Source organism: Streptococcus cristatus (genome assembly GCF_003943535.1).
GTDB classification, from domain to species: domain Bacteria; phylum Bacillota; class Bacilli; order Lactobacillales; family Streptococcaceae; genus Streptococcus; species Streptococcus cristatus_L.
This window is the reverse complement of sequence record NZ_RJPU01000002.1, coordinates 200,798-219,741: the sequence shown is the minus strand read 5'-3', so window position 1 is coordinate 219,741 and position 18,944 is coordinate 200,798. Positions and strand designations below refer to the sequence as shown.

Below are 18,944 nucleotides of genomic sequence, written 5' to 3'. Positions count from 1 at the left end.
TACCTCTTTACTAAGTAATTTTTACAGTAATCGTTGCTTTGGCAACGAATAGCAAATCTAAGTAGATATCATAGTCAATCACTGCTGTTCTCCGCGTTTGATGAATAATCCGAGGCCGAATCTGCAGGACATCATCAATCTGAACAGCCTGAAAGAAATGAATCATCATCTGATCGACGATTAAGCTCTGACTATTCGTCGTCATCAACTGCTGCGTAATCCGAGTGATAATTTCCGTCAAGACGCCATTAGCCAAGACTCTATTTTGCTCCAGCATGAAAGGCTCGACAGTGAAAGAAAAAACATCCTCTTGGCGATGAATCTTCTGGCTCACCTGCTCGCTGAAAGTCGGTAAACTGGAAATCTGAGAGCGACTCATTTTCTCCATAATATCCCGACGAGTAATCACCCCAAGGAGAGTCTGATTACTACGTACCACCGGAATCATCTCAAAATCTTCTGCAATCATGCGCTGACTGATATTGGCAATATTTGCCGACAATCCAGTCATGAAGATTTTTCGGGTCATAACCTTATCCAAGGTAGTCAAAGGAGACTTATCTCCCGCATCCCGCATCGTCACGACCCCAACCAGCATTTGATGCTGATTGACGACTGGAAAACGACTGGTGCGGTTACGACGAACCAAATCCAGATAGTCACGAACGGTATCTGTGTCATGCAAGAAACCATATTCGTGACTGGCTCTATAAACCTGCTCTACCGTCAAAATATCTGTTTTAATCTGGATATTGGACAGGGCGCGGTTAATCATGGTTGCCACGGTATAGGTATCGTGCTTGGTTCTTAGGACAGGAATGTCAATACGATTGGCCAGTTTTAAAACCTCTGGATCGACTTCAAAGCCTCCAGTTACTAGTACGGCATTCTCATTTTCAAGAGCCAAGATCTGAATCTGCGTCCGATCCCCGACAATAAGAAGGCCGCCTTCGTTTAAGTAACGTAGGATATTTTGCTCGGTCATAGCTCCGATGGAGAACTTGTTAAATTCTTTTTCCAGTCCCTTTTCGCCGGCAAGCACCTCTGATCCAGTAATATCAGCAATTTCCTTGTAGGTCAGATGCTCTAAAACAACTTTCTTCGACTTCACGCGGATAGTCCCACTTCTGGGTCTGGTTTCGACAATTCCTCTATTTTCAGCTTCCTTGATCGCTCGGTAGGCAGTTCCGTCGCTGACCCCCAAGTAATTTGAAATACTCCGAACGCTGACTCGCTTGCCAATTGGAAGATTTTCAAGATAAGCCAAAATTTCCTGGTGTTTACTCATTGAAATCTCCTTTTTCGTAGCGATATTCGGTGTAATCTCTCATCTTTCTCGTATAGCGGTCGCTCCCCTTAAACTGACGGAAGAGCTTAAAACCAGCTTTCAGTGCAACTCTCTGACTAGCAATATTCTCTTCATGCGCGATGATGGTCAGACGCTTAAAATCGAATTTCGTAAAGGAAAGAAAAACCAATTCACGGACAACTTCGGTCATCAAGCCCTGTCCCCAATAGTCCTTCCTCAAAAAATATCCTAGTTCAGCTTCTTTTTTTATTTCGTCCATTTTTTCAAATTTAATGGAACCAATCATTTCATTCGTTTCCTTATCACAAATTGCCCAGATTCCCAAGGGATTTTTCATAAAATAATTGGCGATAACATATTCACTTTCTTGCAAGCTACTTTCAGTCGGAAAAATAAACTCGGTATTATCCGGATTGGAAGCAATTTTATAAAGGGATTCTGCATCTCCAAAAAGAATCGGGCGTAAAAAAGAATGCTCCGTTTCAATAAAAGAAAAAGCTGCTAACTGTGTCCACAAATTCATAGGCTTCCTCTATAAAAAATAAGCGATGAACGCTTATTCTTCGATGAGCTGGATGTCCGCACCCAAACTTCTTAATTTGTCAATAATATTGGAATAACCGCGTAAAATAAATTCAATATTGGTAATTTCTGTTCGGCCTTGGGCCATCAGACCAGCAATCACCAAGGCTGCACCCGCACGCAAATCCGTTGCCTTCACAGAAGCACCTTTCAGCTGATTTGGTCCTTCATAGACGATTTGATTGCTAGCGGTTGAGATTCTACCAGTCATTTTTGCCAATTCAGCGACATGGTTGACCCGTTTCTCATAAATGGTATCAACGATTTTTCCATGGCCATGAGCTGTCAGCAAAAGCGGAGTGATTGGCTGCTGCAAATCCGTAGCAAAGCCAGGATAAGGCGAAGTCTTGATGTTAATAGCCTTTAAATCCTTCTGCCCTTCTACAAAGATGCTGTCTTCTGAAATGGTCATGCGCACACCCATTTCCTCTAGCTTAGCAATGAAACTTTCTAAATGTTCATAAAGAACATTATTAATCTGGACACCTTGTCCAATTGCTGCCGCCAAGGAAATATAGGTCCCAGCCTCAATCCGATCCGGAATCACTTGATGACGCGTTCCATGAAGGCTGTCTACACCTTCAATCGTGATAATATCAGTCCCAGCCCCACGAATATGAGCCCCCATATTATTAAGCAGCGTAGCTACATCGATGATTTCTGGCTCACGTGCCGCATTTTCAATCACCGTACGCCCCTCAGCCTTGACTGCTGCCAACATCGTATTAATCGTGGCACCGACACTAACGGTATCCATGTAAATACTAGCTCCAGCCAAGCGCTTACCACCCGTTGACAATTTCATATAATTGCCTTCCATGGTCATATGAGCGCCCATCGCTTCAAAAGCTTTGAGATGGAGATCAATCGGACGCGGACCAAGGTCACAGCCCCCAGGAAGACCAACTGTCGCTTCTCCAAAGCGGCCTAGTAAACTTCCATAGAAATAGTAAGACGCTCGTAAACTATTGATTTTACCAGATGGCATTGGCATATTCTTGATGTTTCTAGGATCAACCTCCAAGCAATCGCCAGACCGCTTGACAGTCGCTCCCATGATTTCCATGATTTCGATGAGGCTATCAACATCCGAAATCGCCGGCACACCATCTAAAGTAACAACATTATCAGCTAAAATAATAGCTGGGATAAGGGCCACAACACTATTTTTGGCACCATTAATGGTCACCTCTCCTTTTAAAGGGCGACCACCATTAATTACAATTTTTTTCATGTTTTAAAATTAGCACTTTCACGGTATTACTCTTTATTATATCATAGTTTTATCCATTTTCCTAGACAAAAAAGCCCTCAGTTTAAACCGAGAGCTACTATTTTATTGCAAAGCTGCTTGGAGCGCAGCTACCTTGTCTGTACGTTCCCAAGGAAGATCGATGTCTGTTCGACCCATATGACCGTAAGCAGCCGTTTGGCGATAGATTGGGCGCTTCAAATCCAACATTTGGATAATACCTGCTGGACGCAAATCAAAGATTTGGCGGACAGCGTTCTGAAGTCTGCTTTCAGAAACCAAGCCAGTTCCAAAAGTATCAATGCGGACTGAAACAGGCTGAGCTACCCCAATAGCATAGGCCAACTGCACTTCTACTTTTTTAGCCAAACCAGCAGCTACGATATTTTTAGCGATATAACGAGCCGCGTAAGACGCAGAGCGATCGACCTTAGTTGCATCCTTACCAGAGAAGGCACCACCGCCGTGGCGAGAATAGCCACCATAGGTATCCACAATAATCTTACGTCCTGTCAAGCCAGAGTCTCCTTGCGGGCCACCGATAACAAAGCGGCCAGTAGGATTGATAAAGACCTTGGTCTGACCATCCAAGTATTCACTTGGAATCACCTGAGCAATAACCTTTTGGATAACATCCTGATGAATCTGTTCATTGTTGACTTCAGGATCATGCTGAGTAGAAATAACTACCGTATCTACACGAATTGGGCGATCATTTTCATCGTATTCGACCGTAACCTGAGACTTGGCATCTGGTCGCAGATAAGACAATTCACCTGATTTGCGCAGTTCTGCCAAACGACGCACCAGTTTATGACTGAGAGAAATAGGCAATGGCATGAGCTCTGGCGTTTCATCCACCGCAAAACCAAACATAAGGCCTTGGTCACCAGCCCCAATCAAATCCAACGGATCTTTTTGAGCATTTCCTCGAACCTCAAATGCTTCATTGACCCCTTGAGCAATATCTGGCGACTGCTCCACCAAAGATGGATGGACGCCAACTGTCTCTGCAGAAAAGCCATACTCTGTATTGGTGTAGCCAATCTCTGCGATGGTATCACGAACCACCCGATTGATATCTACATAGGCTGTAGTGGAAATTTCTCCAAAAACATGGACGGAGCCTGTATAAACAGCAGTTTCAGCTGCAACATGAGCCTCTGGATCCTGAGCTAAAATAGCATCCAAAATAGCATCGGAAATTTGGTCTGCAATCTTATCGGGATGTCCCTCCGATACAGATTCAGACGTGAAAAGTTTACGTTCTGACATAGAAATGTCCCCCCTTAAAAAATATTAAACAAGTAAACAAACTCCAAAATGATTGCAAATCATCTCGCCCATGAGTTACGACGCGTAAGAAATAAAAACGATATTTTTTTATTCCTGTAGCTAGTAAGGCGCATAGGGTGACCGCAATATAGCGGCAACCGTTGAATGCCGAGTGACTTTGGAGCCGTCATTGTTTGCGAGTTACAAAGTACTGATAGAAGTTTCCTACCATCTTATCGGGACTATATAACCTCTCCATTATACCACTTTTCGCTAAAAAATTCAGAATTTTTTAAATAGAAAAAGTTATAGCCGAAAACTATAGCTTTATTGCAATGATAAACTAAGGGCAGCTTGCTAACAACTCTTCAACTTCCACCTTACCGATAGCATCACCGGCTTGGTCAAAAAGTCTGATAGCAGCCGCGAAGTTGATTCTTGCTTCTTGGAGATTTCCCAATGATTGAGCAATTTCACCCAAGCCTCGGTAACTACATGCATGATTGATCACATCATCTGACTCCTTAGCATAGATATTCGCCTTTCTCATAAACTCCTGAGCTTGAGTCAATCGGCCTAATTTAAGATTTAGATAGCCTAGCTCATAGAGATTAACTGATTGACGATAATGATCATCTGGGAAGTACATCGCTAGGAAAGCAGCCTCTTTTTCTATCCATTCTAAAGCTTGATAAAAATCTCCCGCAGCTCTAGCAACATAGCCTAGCTAATGATAAGCGATATGCTCATTTTCAATATCACTATCATTCTGAGCCTGAATCAGATAAAGCTCCAAATTTGCAAAAGCATTCTGATAATCTTGCCTTTCTACAGCAAGATAAGCTCGCAAATTCCAGCGGCTAAAGGAATCTTTTTCAAGTTGCTGCTCTAGTTCTTCGGCCTTGTTTAATTGTCCTTCAAAGAAATGCTGCTAAGCAGCTACCAATTTCTCATTCATCTTCCTTCTCCTTTTACCTCCAGAACTTCTCCTCTAAACCAAATCTGTTTGAGCAATAGCCTTCTTGACATCATCCAGCGGCAGATGAACTAATTCCACCTCTTTCTCCTTGTAGAGATACTGAGCATAGTCATCTATCCGATATTGGTTGATGTAAACCACCCGCTTGCAGCCGACTTGAAGCAGTTGCTTGGTACAGTTGAGACAAGGGAAATGAGTCACATAAGCCGTAAATCCCTTAGGAACGCCCCGCTCCGCTCCCTGCAAGATAGCATTGACCTCTGCATGCAAGGTTCGCACGCAATGACCATCGATGACCAAACACTCATGATCAATACAGTGCTCTGTTCCTGAAACAGAGCCATTGTAGCCGGTCGATATGACCTTATTATCCTTGACTAAGACCGCACCGACCTTGGCGCGCTTACAGGTCGAACGATTGGCAATCAAAAGTGCCTGTGCTGCAAAGTATTCATCCCAAGCTAGCCGATTTGACATCATCATTCAGTCCTCCATCCATTCTCACTATATTATACTAAAACACTTAGCGATTGTCATCCTGACAAGAAAAAAGTTGAAACAATGTTTCAACTCTTTGTATTCTTATTTAGCAAGTTTAGCTTTAGCTGCATCTGCAAGAGCTGTGAAAGCTGCTGCATCGTTAACAGCTAAGTCAGCAAGCATTTTACGGTTTACTTCGATCTCAGCCAATTTCAAACCATGCATCAATTGTGAGTATGAAAGTCCGTTCAAACGAGCTGCCGCATTGATACGAGTGATCCACAATTTACGGAAGTCACGTTTTTTCTGACGACGGTCACGGTATGCATAGTAGTAAGAGTTCATTACTTGCTCTTTTGCAGTACGGAACAAGATGTGTTTTGCTCCATAGTAACCTTTAGCTAATTTTAAAATACGTTTACGACGTTTGCGTGATACAACGCCACCTTTAACACGTGCCATGTTTTATTTCCTCCAATATTTCCTAGATAATTGTTACAAAATCTCTTATTTAAGACCTGTAAGCATTGCTTTGATACGTTTGAAATCTCCAGCATGCACCATAGATGCTTTACGAAGATGACGACGTTGTTTCTTAGTTTTTCCGTGGAAACGGTGAGAAGTGTAAGCACGGAAACGCTTCAAGCCACCAGAACCTGTACGTTTGAAACGTTTAGCTGATGCGCGGTGTGTTTTTTGTTTTGGCATGATAAAATCTCCTTTTTCTAACTTTTTGACAGTTTATTTTTTGTCACTAATCGGTGCCATTTGCATGAACATTTGACGCCCATCCATCTTAGGCTTTTGCTCAATGATTGCAACATCTTGAGTTGCTTCAGCAAAGTCTGCCAAGACCTTAGCCCCGATTTCTTTGTGGGTAATCATCCGGCCTTTAAAGCGAATGGATACCTTAACTTTATTTCCTTTTTCAAGGAACTTGCGTGCGTTACGAAGTTTTGTATCAAAATCCCCCTTATCAATGGTAGGACTGAGACGTACTTCTTTCACAGTAACAACGCTTTGTTTTTTACGTTGTTCTTTCTGCTTTTTCTGGTACTCAAACTTGAACTTACCATAGTCCATAATTTTCGCAACAGGTGGTTTAGCTTGTGGCTGAATCAGGACTAAATCGACATTTGCTTCATCCGCAAGAGATTGCGCTTCGCTAAGCGGTTTAATACCTAATTGTTCGCCGTCAAGACCGATCAACCGAACTTCACGCACACGAATTTCATCATTGATGAATAAGTCTTGTTTTGCTATGGTTTTCACCTCTTTTTTTATTTTTAGAGAAAAACAAGTGCGGACCTGCTAACGCAAACCCGCACTACATGATAGTATTTCATCACTGAAACTGAATCCTGTAGAGCCAGACAACGTTAGTCGCAAGGCGAGAAGTTCTCACTTCTGCTTTTCTCAACTCCACTATCATATCAAGTTTCTTTTTATTTGTCAATAATTTTTTTTGCTTTTTCTTCAATAAATTTGACAACTTCTGTGATTCCAATGCCTGTCGTATCAAAATGAATGGAGTCAGCCGCTGGTTTCAAAGGTGATACTTCACGATGACTGTCCTTGTAGTCCCGCTCCGCTATTTCTTTTTTAAGAGTTTCCAAATCAGCCGGAATCCCTTTTTCAAGATTTTCTTTGTAGCGGCGTTCTGCTCTTTCCTCAACTGAAGCAACTAGAAAAATCTTCAATTCTGCATCTGGCAAAACGACCGTTCCAATATCACGTCCATCCATGACGATACCACCTTGTTCGGCAATCAACTGCTGCAAATGAACCAATTTTTCACGCACTTCCGGGATAGCTGCTACCCACGACACATTATTGGTTACTTCATTTTCTCGAATCGGATGAGTAACATCGACATCTCCTACAAACACTAACTGCTCACCATTCTCCGAACGACCAAAACTAATCGAATAAGTCTCGAGCAAGGTTACGATCTCATCTGCATCATTTTCAGTCAGATGATTTCGCAGAGCCAGATAAGTGGCTGCACGGTACATGGCACCCGTATCCAAATAGGTATAATTAAAATCTTTGGCAATAATCTTTGCAACAGTGGATTTTCCACTTGAAGCAGGTCCATCAATCGCAATCTGAATCTGTTTCATAACCCGCTCCTACTGAATCTTAACAATGTCACCTGGGTTGGCATACCAAGAACCAGTAGACATGTGCGACGGATTTAATTGCTCCAATTTTGCAATAGAGATACCTGCACGCGCTGCAATTGCAGCTTCTCCTTCACCAGGCTGAACAGTCAAGGTACCTTCTGAAGACTGAGTTGGCTTTTCTTCTGATTCACTTGGTTGCTCTGATGGAGCTGGTTGTTCCGCGCTGCTACTTGAAGATGCAGCTGCATTAGAAGTGCCATAAAATCCATCCATAACGGTCTTTTTATTACTTCCGCCAGTAGATAGGTAGGCGAAAAAGAGTGCCATAGCAATAACCATCACTAGAAAAATAGCTGCTAATATTGTCAGCCAGCGATCAACTTTACTCGCCTGACTTTTCTTTCTGCGATTCAATTTCTCTGCTCCATTATCATATACATCTGCTTCCCATGGTTCTTTTTCCATGACTTCCTCCTTGAGTTTTTCTAAAAATCTTATTACAATATGAGTATGAAAGTTACACTCATTCCCGAACGTTGCATTGCTTGCGGACTCTGCCAGACCTACTCAGATCTCTTTGATTATCACGATAATGGCATTGTCAAATTTTATCAAGACGACCATCTCTTAGAAAAAGAGGTTGATAGTCAGCCTGAGATTCTCGAGGCTATTAAAAACTGTCCAACCCGAGCTCTGCTAAAAGACTAATTTTTCTTAGATTGGTCACCATAGTAGACCTCGAAATAATCTAGAAGAGTCAGATTGTCTACTAATTCCACTTCGCCTTTAAAATGCTCATTTAAAGCTAGGGCGTTGACAAAATATTTTTTTGGCCACTTCCGCATACAGAAGGTCCTGCTACGACTCTTCCCTGTAAAATGAAGGGTGATAGACGTTTTTGTTACTTCTAGCTTCTCAATCGTTGAAATGTCAATCTTGATTGGCGTGAAAGGATTTGCCGTAATAATGCGCAAAATACCGTCATCATAAATCGTGAAATATCTATGCACACCGATAGCCAGTAAGACCATGAACAAAAAGAATGAAAAGAGGACAAGAGTCGGAACGCTGGAACTTTCGTACATCAAGGCCAGTCCTATAAAAATCGGAATGACTGACAAAGACCAATAAATCACCAACACCGACATTTCTGGTTGCCAATGATAGCGGACTTTCCCAAAAATCTTTATCATATCTTCACCCCCTTACTACTAGTTTAGCATAAAATAATAAAAAATAGAATTGGTAAACCTATTCTATTTTTTATTTTGCTGGTACAGCAAAGAAATCCTTCGAAAGATATCCTTTTCCACCAACCATATCATACTCGATCAATTTCAAATCATCTGCAATTTCCTGAGCTGATGAATCCAGTGCTTTCTTGTCCACACTGGCTTTATGGAGAACCTCAGTCAATAAAGCGTAGTAAGGAGATACTTTCGAATTGGTCTGCTCAAGTAGTAGGGCTGAAAAATCACTAGAATTAACCAAAGGATAGTTCAACTTAGGTGTCTCATAATTGCTCCAGATAAAGTAATCGGTCAAATATTGATTTTCGGGATGATCCTTAAAAGCTGATTGAGGATATAGACCTGGCAAGTGATCACCATAAAAAACTACTGTTATCTTTTTATCAATTTTAGAAAGCTTATCTAGAAACTCCTTGGTCGCATTGTCTGTGTGGTAGAGCATCCTTACATAGCTGGATAAGGATTTATTTCCTGCCTCCGTGAAACCTGAGTAACTAGCAGACATGTAAATCGGATTAACTTCCGTCCAAGGCATGTGGTTTTGCATCGTCATAACTGAGAAAAATTGACTTTGGTCTGTTTTTAGACGGTCTAAGACTTGAGTATAGGTTGTTTTATCACTATAGTTTCCACCAATATGATCTCCCTGTAATCCTTGAGTTCCATAATGAATAAAGGTATCGTATCCCAGATCTTTGTAAATGATATTTCTGGAATAATTACTTGGTGAAGCTAAATGAATCACTGTACGATTTTGAGAAGAATAGGAATCACTGATTGCCGGAAGCTTGTTCATCTTTGGTACAACTTCTGTATAAATGACAGAGACAGAGGGTGATAGATTATAAAACGGTAAACCAGTCAGCGTTTGGAACTCCATATTTGCAGTTCCACCACCATAGCCATCTGATTGCATCAACCCACTGGTAGTCTTAGACATGATTTCCTGAATATTTGGAATCGGATTTTGTGACATAGATACACCAGAAATCCGTGCTGGATCAGAAAAGCTCTCACTAAGAACATAAATGACCGTCTGTTCTTCTATTTTCTGCTTACGTTCCTGATTGATAGAATCAGCTAGTGCCCCATATTTCTTTTCTAATTCTTGAATTTTTTCTTTAGAATATCCCGCTGGCTGAATCATAGGCTTATCAGATAATTGAGTAAACCAAACAAAAGAAACCGACCGCATTTGCGAATTAACTGTATTACCAAACCAAGTCAAATCATGATAATTATTCAAAATGGACACAACTGGAATATTGTCAGCAACTTTACCATTCTCTTTCGAAGAGAATATCTGTAAAACACCTAAGAAAAAAATAATAGGAAAAATCAGTGAAATAAGTTGAATTTTTACCATGGTGATTATTTTTCCAGGTAAAATTTTCCTACGGAAAAACCAATAGAAAAGACCAATAGCTACCACACTAGCAATCGCGTAGATTCCATAGTTACCACCAAGAAAATCAAATAAAAGCTTAGGATCTTTTAGCCAGCTGATATCACTTGGCAAAATTGGCTCTTGTCGATATTGAAATTTCAAGCTGCTGGCAATTGTTGAACTAACACCTATCACCAATATGATAATTGTAGGTAGAAAAATTTGATTAAAAGCAAGATAGATAAAAATAAATAGTGCAAAAAAGACTGCTATCTGAAAGAGACTTGCCCCAGTAAATAAATGAAGTTCTAACACAGAAACATCCGCTCGAATACTATTTTGGATAGTGTAGTTAAAGATAACAGAAAAAGCTGCGCTACTTAAGACTGCGACTGAAAGGCTTCCTTTATTTCTCGAAATATCTATCAAACCCTTTACCGCTAAAAAGCTAGGAATCGAAAATAAGAAAAAGAGTAAAATAATAAAACCAATTAACTTAAAAATCGAATCCTGAGAAATTGCAAAGCCGCTATCTGAAAGATAATTCATCAACAAACTCTGTTGCTGAAAAATAGCGGTCATCTTACTATCTGTTAGCGATAAGAGAAGAAAAGATTGGGACAAGAAAAGTATCTCTAGAAAACCAATATTAAATTCATCAACAGTTAGAAAGCTTTGGGAATGATATTTTTGCAGAGAAGAAAAGCGGTTTATGAGATAAGCAAATAAAAATATCAGCAATAAGTAAGGTAAACCGTTAACTTCTACAAAGTGATTACTGAAAAGATTCTCTGCTTTAAAATCAAAATCATTCACATGCTGCGTCACCGTCAGCAAATAAGAAAACAGGGCGTAGATTCCATAAATGAGAAAAGACCAAACTAATAATTTTCGATTTAGCAGTTTGGCAACAATCTGACCTACACCAAATAAAACCGCTATTAAAATGAGAAAAACCAAACCGAGGCTGACATAATTGTCTAACCTCTTATTTACTTGAAATAAGAATAACGTCGCAACAGCTATGGTATCCAAAACTAAAAAACTAATAAGCAAATAGGAAATCTGCTTATAATAATTGACTAAAAATTTCATTATTCTTTCTACAGAAACTATTATCTAACTTTTAAAAAGATTCGATAAATACCTTCTAACTTTTTTTGCTAGGCTCTTGTGAGCCAGTTTTCCTTTCTGTTGGTTTAATCGCTCTGCTTCTCTTTGTAAGTCTAATAGAGCAGGCAATGGAGTTCCAGACATGATTTTAAAATCATAATCCTGTTCCCAAGCCAAATAAACCAACAAACTTTCTAAAACTTGAGGTTCAGTTTGAGCTGATAACTGGTAGTCGTTTTGAAAAAGTCTAATCAGAGCAGAAGGCTTAAACCAAAGAAAGCCACCATACCCCCTAGTAAAAACAGGATATTGTTCAAAATCAAAATTTTTCTGGCAATGGAGCTCTTGCCAAATTGTAGCCATTTCTTTCCGATATGTTTTTTGCTCAAACAAGCCATATCTGACTAAACTTGGAAGATCTGGTATAACGAGACCAAGCTTATCATCTCGTTCCAATGCTTTAATACTAGCATTGGCATTTTCAAACATCATCTCCATCAGTTCTCTACGCATAACATTATCAAGCTGAGGTATTCTATCTACTAAATTTACAGTAGAAATATGCCCAACGAAAGCAAATTTCTGTAATAAGTCGCTCTGTTCAAGCATCGCCTGCATAGAATTTTCTTCTTTGCCTAGAAGAACTTGATAACGGTCTGATACAGTTTCCAAAATCTGATCAAAGATTTCTTCGTCAGCTGTCGTCACCATAAATCGGTATTGTAGAGAAAGATCTTCCCATTTTTCTTTAAATTGCTCGAAGACTTGAAGGTCTGTCACATGAATATGAAGCGCCACTGGCTTTTCTGGAGAGTCATTCTTATCATCTTTCGAAAGCTGCTTATCCTGCAACAGGCAGGGCATATCTGGACAAATATATTCAAATATATGCTCAGAAATTAAGGAAACCGGATAAGAAGTTCTCCCTTTAATTTCTTCCAGCAGATACCTCGCAGAAAAAGGATTGCCAGTGATAGCTTTTACTTTCAAAAAGGGAACCTTTTTCTCAAGAATAGTAAAAGGCTTATAATAAGTAAAATCTGGATGGATTAAATCTGTTGCTTCTTCTAGACGAGTATCAAATAAAGCTTGATAGCTAAAGCCTGCCTCTGTAAAATATTGGGTGAATTTCGTCTCGTAGTGGTCAATCACATCTTGAACATCAGTAAAATCTTTTACTTTTGTCCAAAATTCTTGAAAAGAAATTGCCCTCAATATCTGCTGCTTAAAGGTAACAAAATAGCTCTGCAAATGTTCTTCAAAATACTTTGTTTTTCGAAAGTTGGTCATACCCCAAAAATCAACCTGAGTATCCGCCTCAAAATGCTTATAAATAGGCTCCAAATCCCAGAGTGGACCAAAACAAGTATCATTCATCAGAGTCAGAGAGTCGTAGTTTTTGAGCTCTTCAAAACCTACGGCGCTCATTCCATCCCGCCAAGCCGCGAAATCATAGCCTTGATTGTCCCGTTCCAGCAAATTGCTTATCCCAAATTCGTCGTGCAACTTTTTCTTAGTTACTTCTTCGATATGACTATTTGAAATAAAAAGGATTTTGGAAAACAGGGGCTTGAGCTGTTCTAATTGGTAGAAGACATGATTACTCACGCGCTTGTATTTATTAAAATGAACATAGAGTAATATTCGTTCCATGAAAACACCTTATCATTTTATTGAGAGATTTCCCAGACCCCATTACGCTGAATCAAGCCCGTTGCTGAGTCTTTTGCAGAGATATCGTCATCTTCAATATCCCGTCGGCTGATAATAATGACCGGAGTATTCTTAGAATCTGCAAAGGCTAAAATCTGATTCTCTTCATCACGTACAGAAACCTGCAATTTCAATTTTGCATGATTAATTTGGGAAAGATGGCATTTGTATTTAAATGTCTTCTTGCCTGTTCCTTCTGTCAAATTATCCATTGAATTATCATTATATAACCAAATCGTGCGGTCAATATCAGTCAGTGAAAAGGCTATGTAGGTTGGCATATCTTGATTGACTTGATAGCTAATCTCAAATTCAATTTCTTCAGTCGGTGCTATCTGAGGAGAGCTTAGTAGACGAACCTCTAAATCAGAAACTGCAACAGATTCCGTTTCAGCGACATAATCTTCATTCATGGCTTTGGTGTCAGTTGCATTGTCTAAGCTGTATTGGTTAGCTACATCATCTGGATTTCCGACAACTTTGACTAAACCATTTTCAATCAAAACAGCTTTATTACAATACTTTTTAACAGCATTCATGTCGTGAGTTACTAAAATAGTTGTCTTTCCCGAATGCTTCCGTTCCATGAAATAATCATTACACTTGCGCTGAAAGGCTTCATCCCCAACAGCCAGAACCTCATCCAAAATCAGAATGTCCCCTTGAGCCTTGATTGCCACAGAGAAAGCCAAGCGAACCTGCATCCCGCTAGAATAATTTTTGAGTTTTTGATTCATAAACTCACCCAGCTCAGCAAATTCAACGATGTCATCATACATGGCATCTACTTCTTCAGTTGAGAAGCCCAGCATGGCACCATTCATATAGACATTTTCGCGGCCGGTCAGCTCTGGATTGAAGCCGACACCTAGCTCGATAAAGGAAACTAGCTTGCCATCAATGGTCACTGTTCCCTTTTCGGGAATATAAATCTCTGAAATGATTTTCAAAAGGGTTGATTTTCCTGAACCATTACGGCCGACAATTCCATAAAAATCTCCCTTTTCCACTTCAAAGGAAATATCCTTAAGAACGTTCTGCTCTTTGTAACCTTTGATGCCTCGAAAACGGTTGACTAGGCTTGTTCTTAAACTTTGTGTTGACTCTGTTGGCAGTTTAAAAAACTTACTGACATGGTCAACTTTTACTGCAATATTATTTGACATTATAAAATCTCCGCAAATCTCTTAGCATTTTTATTAAAGATATAATATCCAAGCCCAAATATCACTACTGGCAATAAATAAGGAATCAGAGCAATCCAGTAATAGTCCATCAAGTCCCAGCCTCGAGTACTGCCTGAGAAAACGATAAAATGACGAAGATCTTGAATAATCTGAGCCATTGGATTAAGCATCATCAGCTTAGCGACCAAAACATGCCCACCCTTCAGTATATAAGTCAGTGAATAAATAATCGGTGTCGCATACAGGCCTGCCTGCAAAACCACTTCCCAAATGGGGCCAATATCACGATATTTAACAAAAAGTGTCGCCAACATAAAGGCAAAGCCAGCTGAAATCAAAACTAATTCCAGAAACAGCGGGATAATAACCAGCCATCCTAGCGTGATTGATACGCCATTAATCAGAGCAAAAACAAAAACAACCAACAAATTGATCGCATAGTTAATCGCTGCACCAGTAATAGCTGAAAAAACGATAATTGATTTAGAAAAATTCAGTTTTCGTAGTAAGTCCCCTCGCGCAACAATGGACATCATGCCCATATTGGTCGCTTCCGAGAAAAAGTTCCACGTCACCATCCCTAGAAGAAGCGACACTGCATAATGAGGCGTCCCATCATCAAAACGCAGAAAACGAACGAAAACAAGATACATAATGGTAAAAAGCATTAGGGGTTTTAAAATCGACCACAAATGCCCAATGAAACTGCCTTGATAACGCAATTTGAAGTCTGTTTTAACCAGTTCCCTCAAGAGAATCCAGTTTTTTTGGCTAAAATAATCTAGCATGCATATTACTCCTTATAAGCAAATTTTGTGAGAATGAGCGTCGTGAAAACCAAAGTATGAAAGGCACGATTTTTTCTGTAACCATACTTTCGAATCCGTCGCAGTCGCTCTGCAAAAGGGGCTTCCATGATTGTCACAAAATTTTCAATAATTTCTCTATTTTCAGTTGTCAAAGGCTGGCTGAGAAGGTTGCGAGCCTGAGTCTGACTGTCTTTTATCAATTTCCAATATTTAGTAAATAGACGGCTAGGATGAATCCAGTTCTTCATCCGCTTGCGTAAAGTTCGGGCTCCTAACACATTATTGGAATGTTGGCGGTAGAGTTCCCCTGGCTGATCTAGATAAACGAGTTGCCCAAAGGCCGAAGCCAACAAGCCAAGATACCAATCGTGCATAAGCAGTTCATGCTCCTCCTGCCCTGTCCACAAATCAGCCAGAGCGCGGTTGATCATCGAAACGCCACCTGTCACCGTATTTTCCGTCAGTTCCTGAATTAATTTTGTATTGGCATGATCAGACTGCGTTCGAATCATACTTTCATGAACAATATTTAGCTCCTGATCCACCACTTTTAAATCCATATAAACCAACAAAGGTACGGAAGCATCATAGTTTTCTGCTGCCGCCAACTGAATCGCCAACTTATCCGGCAACCAGACATCATCCTGATCACTAAAAAAGTAGACATCCGAATCCTGATATTTAAGCAGGCTATAAAAACTCTTAATGACACCCAAATTTTGAGCTTCTTCCGGATTGATAAAGAAGATCCGGTCGTCCTGTTGGCAAAAATCCTCAATAATCGCTCGCGTCCCATCACTAGAGCCATCATCTCGAATCAAGAGCTGCCAATCCCTATAGGTTTGGGCTTGAATACTTTCAATCTGCTCTGCTAGAAACTGCTCACCATTATAGGTAGACAGAAGAATAGTCACTTTCATGATAAAAATAGATCCTCGTATTCACCTACAATTTTTTCCCAGGTGTAGTTTTCTTTCATATTTTCTTTGGCCGCCTGACCTAGCTCAGAAAAGGCTGTTTGAGCATCTACTCGGTCAATCAGCCGGGCCAACTGCCCCTCTTCTTTTTTCCAGTAAAGAGCGGCTTCTTTAGCTACTTGATGGTTGAAGTCCACATCCAGCACCAGATTGGCATCAGTCTGAGCCAGAGCTTCCAGAAGCCCGGGATTAGTTCCACCGACTTCGTGTCCATGCAAATAGGCAAAGGCTTGATTACGGATGTATTTGAGCAGTTCCTGATCATAGACTGTCCCGACAAACTTAATCCGAGAATCCTTATCAAAACCCGTTTTTTGCTTGAGCTCTTCAAAATAAGGATTTCCCTCATGATTGCAGATAATCAGCAAGTCACGTTGGGTCTGGGACCTCATAAATTCTTGGATAATGGTTTCATAGTTGTTTTCTGGCACAAAACGTCCAACAATCAAATAATATTCCTTTTCTCTGCTCTGCCATTTCTCAAAAAAATCACGCACGCGAGCATCCTGAGAATCAAGAGAAGATAGCTGGAGATCTGTCCCATAAGCAATGAAAGCCGTCTTAGACCAAGGATAGGACTGTTTTATATAACTTTCAATGCCTTGGTTGTCCGCAATGACCAGATCAGCATGCTTGGTCATCACCTTCTCAGAATATTTAAGATAGGCTTGAACCGGCTTAGGCCACTTAGCTCGCTTCCATTCCAGACCATCTGGATTAATAAAGAAAGTCCCACCTGCTTTATGAATTTTATGTGCAAAAGGTGCCACAAAGGCTCCGATCGTATTGCCCAAAATATAAAAAATTGGACGCTCAATCTGCTGCTCTTGTACTAGCTTTAAAGAATAATTGATGGCCATCATATCATAGGCAATCACCCGAGCCGGCCCTAATTTAGGAGCCTTAATGGTGAAGCAATCCACTCCCTTGTAATCAAAATGATGAAAAGCTTCATCATCCGACAAACAAGCTACATGATACTGAATTTGGGAAGAAACCTTATTTTCTACTATTTTTTCAACAAAAGTTTCAAAGCCGCCATATTTAGCAGGAAGTCCGCGACTCCCGATGATGAAGACATGTCTCATGCTTTTCCTCTATTCAAAGATTTACAATCTATTCTATTATATCATTTTCTTGGTGATTTGTGGGCTACAGAGAAAAAAGTCGAACAAAGCATAATATCGCCTAAGCAAAATTATCGTTTGATTCGACTTTTATAGCATCCGTAGTAACTACTATCACTTAAAAGCATTCTTTAATTTTTTAAAAAACTTATTTTTCTCTTTACTTTGTTCAAGAGAGTACTTATTGACGAAAGGGAAGGGCGCGGTTCAAATAAAAATTTTATATGTCGCAAAGAATGTCCACTATTTATATCCGAATGAGCGATTGCCTCTAATATGTCACGATAAACACTGGAAACCTTGTAAAGATTCTTTACTCTTTCTATGCTATCTAAAGAGCGTTGCTTCAAGTATTCGAAATTCTCTAAACATTGCTGGATTTGATTTGTTAATTCATCTACATTTCCCGTAGGATAGAGTTGTCCCTCCTCGAACATTTCATAAGCTGATAGATGGCCAGGATTATCTGATAGGATAGTTGGCAGGCCATTCATAATGGATTCTATATAGACTAGACCAAAGGTCTCCATAGCGGATGGAAAAACTGCCACATCGGTCGTTGTTGCCTCAGCCCAAGGATTATCACGATATCCTAAAAACTGGACATCTTCTAACTGATGTTCAGCTATATAGGAGTCACACTTATTCTTATATTCATTGTCCCAAGCCCCAATAAAGACTAGTTCTGGTCTTGGCTGAGGGAGTTGTGCATAAGCTTGAAGGAGTTCTAGTTGATTTTTTCTCTCTGTTAGACGACCAACCGACAGAATACGACACTCAGTTCCAGCAAGTTTGTGCTCCTTTTTAACTTCAATCTCAGTAAACGGGGCAAAGGACTGAATTTCTCTATAAGGGAGATGCTGGGCTAGTCTTTTTTGCAGAGAACCTGTTACCGCAAAAATCTCCTTAGAATATTCATCCACAAAATCAATTTTCTCTTTATAATAACCAAATTCTCCCTCAGGAAATTCATGAATCAGCCAGAAATGCGGAATATCCTCACAAGCTGCTGCTACTGCTCCTTGAAACATATTAACTGTATTTGTAATGACCAAGTCAATATGGCTATCTGCCATTAACTTTCTCAGCGCAGCAATATTTTCTTGGTAAGAATTTACCCTCTCTTCATGAGTTCCAGGAAGACCACCTGGTGCATCCTCCCACCACCATTTAACCGATGGCAGAGCAATGGTCCTAATTCCTTCTTTTGAAAGAGTAGAAATATAGTCTTGCTGGACTTGGACATGATAATCTGGTATCGCATTGATAACGTGATAGCCATCTTGAACCAAATACTTCATCAGATGGAAAATAGAAATCTCTGCCCCATTATCCAAGGTTCCAGTCGGCGAAATGAATAAAATATTTTTCTTCATAG

Annotated in this window: 20 protein-coding genes and 1 other annotated feature; of the genes, 1 reads left to right on the top strand and 19 read right to left on the bottom strand. The window is 40.1% G+C overall.

Features of this window, described 5'->3' with window-relative positions; all coding sequences use genetic code 11:
• Window positions 1-10: 10 nt before the first annotated feature.
• The 11 genes from spxR to D8790_RS04220 form a co-directional block, all read right to left on the bottom strand.
• Window positions 11-1,288 carry a CBS-HotDog domain-containing transcription factor SpxR gene (gene spxR / locus D8790_RS04275; RefSeq protein WP_125387689.1) on the bottom strand — a complete coding sequence of 426 codons (1,278 nt, stop codon included), beginning with the start codon at window positions 1,286-1,288 and terminating at the stop codon, window positions 11-13.
• Window positions 1,281-1,832, bottom strand: a complete 552-nt coding sequence (locus D8790_RS04270) for a GNAT family N-acetyltransferase (RefSeq protein WP_125387688.1) — start codon at window positions 1,830-1,832, stop codon at window positions 1,281-1,283. The genes spxR and D8790_RS04270 overlap by 8 nt, the downstream gene beginning before the upstream one ends.
• 33 nt (window positions 1,833-1,865) lie before the next feature.
• The gene (gene murA / locus D8790_RS04265; RefSeq protein ID WP_125387687.1) at window positions 1,866-3,125 is read right to left on the bottom strand and encodes a UDP-N-acetylglucosamine 1-carboxyvinyltransferase; all 1,260 of its coding nucleotides are present in this window, start codon (window positions 3,123-3,125) and stop codon (window positions 1,866-1,868) included.
• Window positions 3,126-3,227: 102 nt separating this feature from the next.
• Window positions 3,228-4,418, bottom strand: coding sequence for a methionine adenosyltransferase (gene metK / locus D8790_RS04260; protein ID WP_125387686.1), 1,191 nt, complete (start codon window positions 4,416-4,418; stop codon window positions 3,228-3,230).
• 343 nt (window positions 4,419-4,761) lie between these two features.
• On the bottom strand, window positions 4,762-5,067 hold the full coding sequence (locus D8790_RS10850) for a tetratricopeptide repeat protein (RefSeq protein WP_312023745.1): 306 nt from the start codon (window positions 5,065-5,067) through the stop codon (window positions 4,762-4,764).
• A 342-nt stretch (window positions 5,068-5,409) separates the two neighbouring features.
• Window positions 5,410-5,877 (bottom strand): deoxycytidylate deaminase, encoded by a 468-nt coding sequence (locus D8790_RS04245; RefSeq protein WP_125387918.1) that lies wholly within the window; start codon window positions 5,875-5,877, stop codon window positions 5,410-5,412.
• Window positions 5,878-5,979: 102 nt separating this feature from the next.
• Entirely contained in the window at window positions 5,980-6,339 is a 360-nt protein-coding gene (rplT, locus tag D8790_RS04240) for a 50S ribosomal protein L20 (RefSeq protein WP_005590588.1), read from the bottom strand.
• Window positions 6,340-6,384: 45 nt separating this feature from the next.
• A complete protein-coding gene (gene rpmI, locus D8790_RS04235) occupies window positions 6,385-6,585 on the bottom strand; it encodes a 50S ribosomal protein L35 (protein ID WP_005590589.1) in 201 nt (66 codons plus the stop codon).
• A gap of 33 nt (window positions 6,586-6,618) precedes the next feature.
• Window positions 6,619-7,149, bottom strand: coding sequence for a translation initiation factor IF-3 (gene infC, locus D8790_RS04230; protein ID WP_015604487.1), 531 nt, complete (start codon window positions 7,147-7,149; stop codon window positions 6,619-6,621).
• Window positions 7,150-7,165: 16 nt separating this feature from the next.
• Window positions 7,166-7,296: a sequence feature (ribosomal protein L20 leader region), on the bottom strand.
• Window positions 7,297-7,322: 26 nt separating this feature from the next.
• On the bottom strand, window positions 7,323-8,000 hold the full coding sequence (cmk, locus tag D8790_RS04225) for a (d)CMP kinase (RefSeq protein ID WP_125387685.1): 678 nt from the start codon (window positions 7,998-8,000) through the stop codon (window positions 7,323-7,325).
• Between the two features lie 9 nt (window positions 8,001-8,009).
• Window positions 8,010-8,468: an SAG1386/EF1546 family surface-associated protein gene (locus tag D8790_RS04220; RefSeq protein WP_048765175.1), complete on the bottom strand. Its 459-nt coding sequence runs from the start codon at window positions 8,466-8,468 to the stop codon at window positions 8,010-8,012.
• Between the two features lie 45 nt (window positions 8,469-8,513).
• On the opposite strand from D8790_RS04220, the gene D8790_RS04215 reads away from it, so the two are divergent.
• Window positions 8,514-8,711 (top strand): ferredoxin, encoded by a 198-nt coding sequence (locus tag D8790_RS04215; protein ID WP_279539025.1) that lies wholly within the window; start codon window positions 8,514-8,516, stop codon window positions 8,709-8,711.
• On the opposite strand, the gene D8790_RS04210 is transcribed toward D8790_RS04215, so the two are convergent.
• From D8790_RS04210 to D8790_RS04175, 8 genes are all read right to left on the bottom strand, one after another.
• A complete protein-coding gene (locus D8790_RS04210; protein WP_045499491.1) occupies window positions 8,708-9,196 on the bottom strand; it encodes an EbsA family protein in 489 nt (162 codons plus the stop codon). The two genes, D8790_RS04215 and D8790_RS04210, sit on opposite strands and share 4 nt — an antisense overlap.
• Window positions 9,197-9,266: 70 nt before the next feature.
• Entirely contained in the window at window positions 9,267-11,735 is a 2,469-nt protein-coding gene (locus D8790_RS04205) for an LTA synthase family protein (RefSeq protein ID WP_045499488.1), read from the bottom strand.
• 24 nt (window positions 11,736-11,759) lie between these two features.
• The gene (locus tag D8790_RS04200; protein WP_125387684.1) at window positions 11,760-13,406 is read right to left on the bottom strand and encodes a rhamnan synthesis F family protein; all 1,647 of its coding nucleotides are present in this window, start codon (window positions 13,404-13,406) and stop codon (window positions 11,760-11,762) included.
• A 17-nt stretch (window positions 13,407-13,423) separates the two neighbouring features.
• Window positions 13,424-14,632: an ABC transporter ATP-binding protein gene (locus tag D8790_RS04195; RefSeq protein WP_125387683.1), complete on the bottom strand. Its 1,209-nt coding sequence runs from the start codon at window positions 14,630-14,632 to the stop codon at window positions 13,424-13,426.
• Window positions 14,632-15,441 (bottom strand): ABC transporter permease, encoded by an 810-nt coding sequence (locus D8790_RS04190; RefSeq protein ID WP_125387682.1) that lies wholly within the window; start codon window positions 15,439-15,441, stop codon window positions 14,632-14,634. Before D8790_RS04190 ends, D8790_RS04195 begins: the two co-directional genes overlap by 1 nt.
• Window positions 15,442-15,446: 5 nt before the next feature.
• Window positions 15,447-16,382, bottom strand: coding sequence for a glycosyltransferase family 2 protein (locus D8790_RS04185; protein ID WP_125387681.1), 936 nt, complete (start codon window positions 16,380-16,382; stop codon window positions 15,447-15,449).
• Window positions 16,379-17,527, bottom strand: coding sequence for a beta 1-4 rhamnosyltransferase Cps2T (cps2T, locus tag D8790_RS04180; protein WP_125387680.1), 1,149 nt, complete (start codon window positions 17,525-17,527; stop codon window positions 16,379-16,381). The genes D8790_RS04185 and cps2T overlap by 4 nt, the downstream gene beginning before the upstream one ends.
• 170 nt (window positions 17,528-17,697) lie before the next feature.
• Window positions 17,698-18,942: a glycosyltransferase family 4 protein gene (locus D8790_RS04175; RefSeq protein ID WP_125387679.1), complete on the bottom strand. Its 1,245-nt coding sequence runs from the start codon at window positions 18,940-18,942 to the stop codon at window positions 17,698-17,700.
• Between the last annotated feature and the right edge of the window lie 2 nt (window positions 18,943-18,944).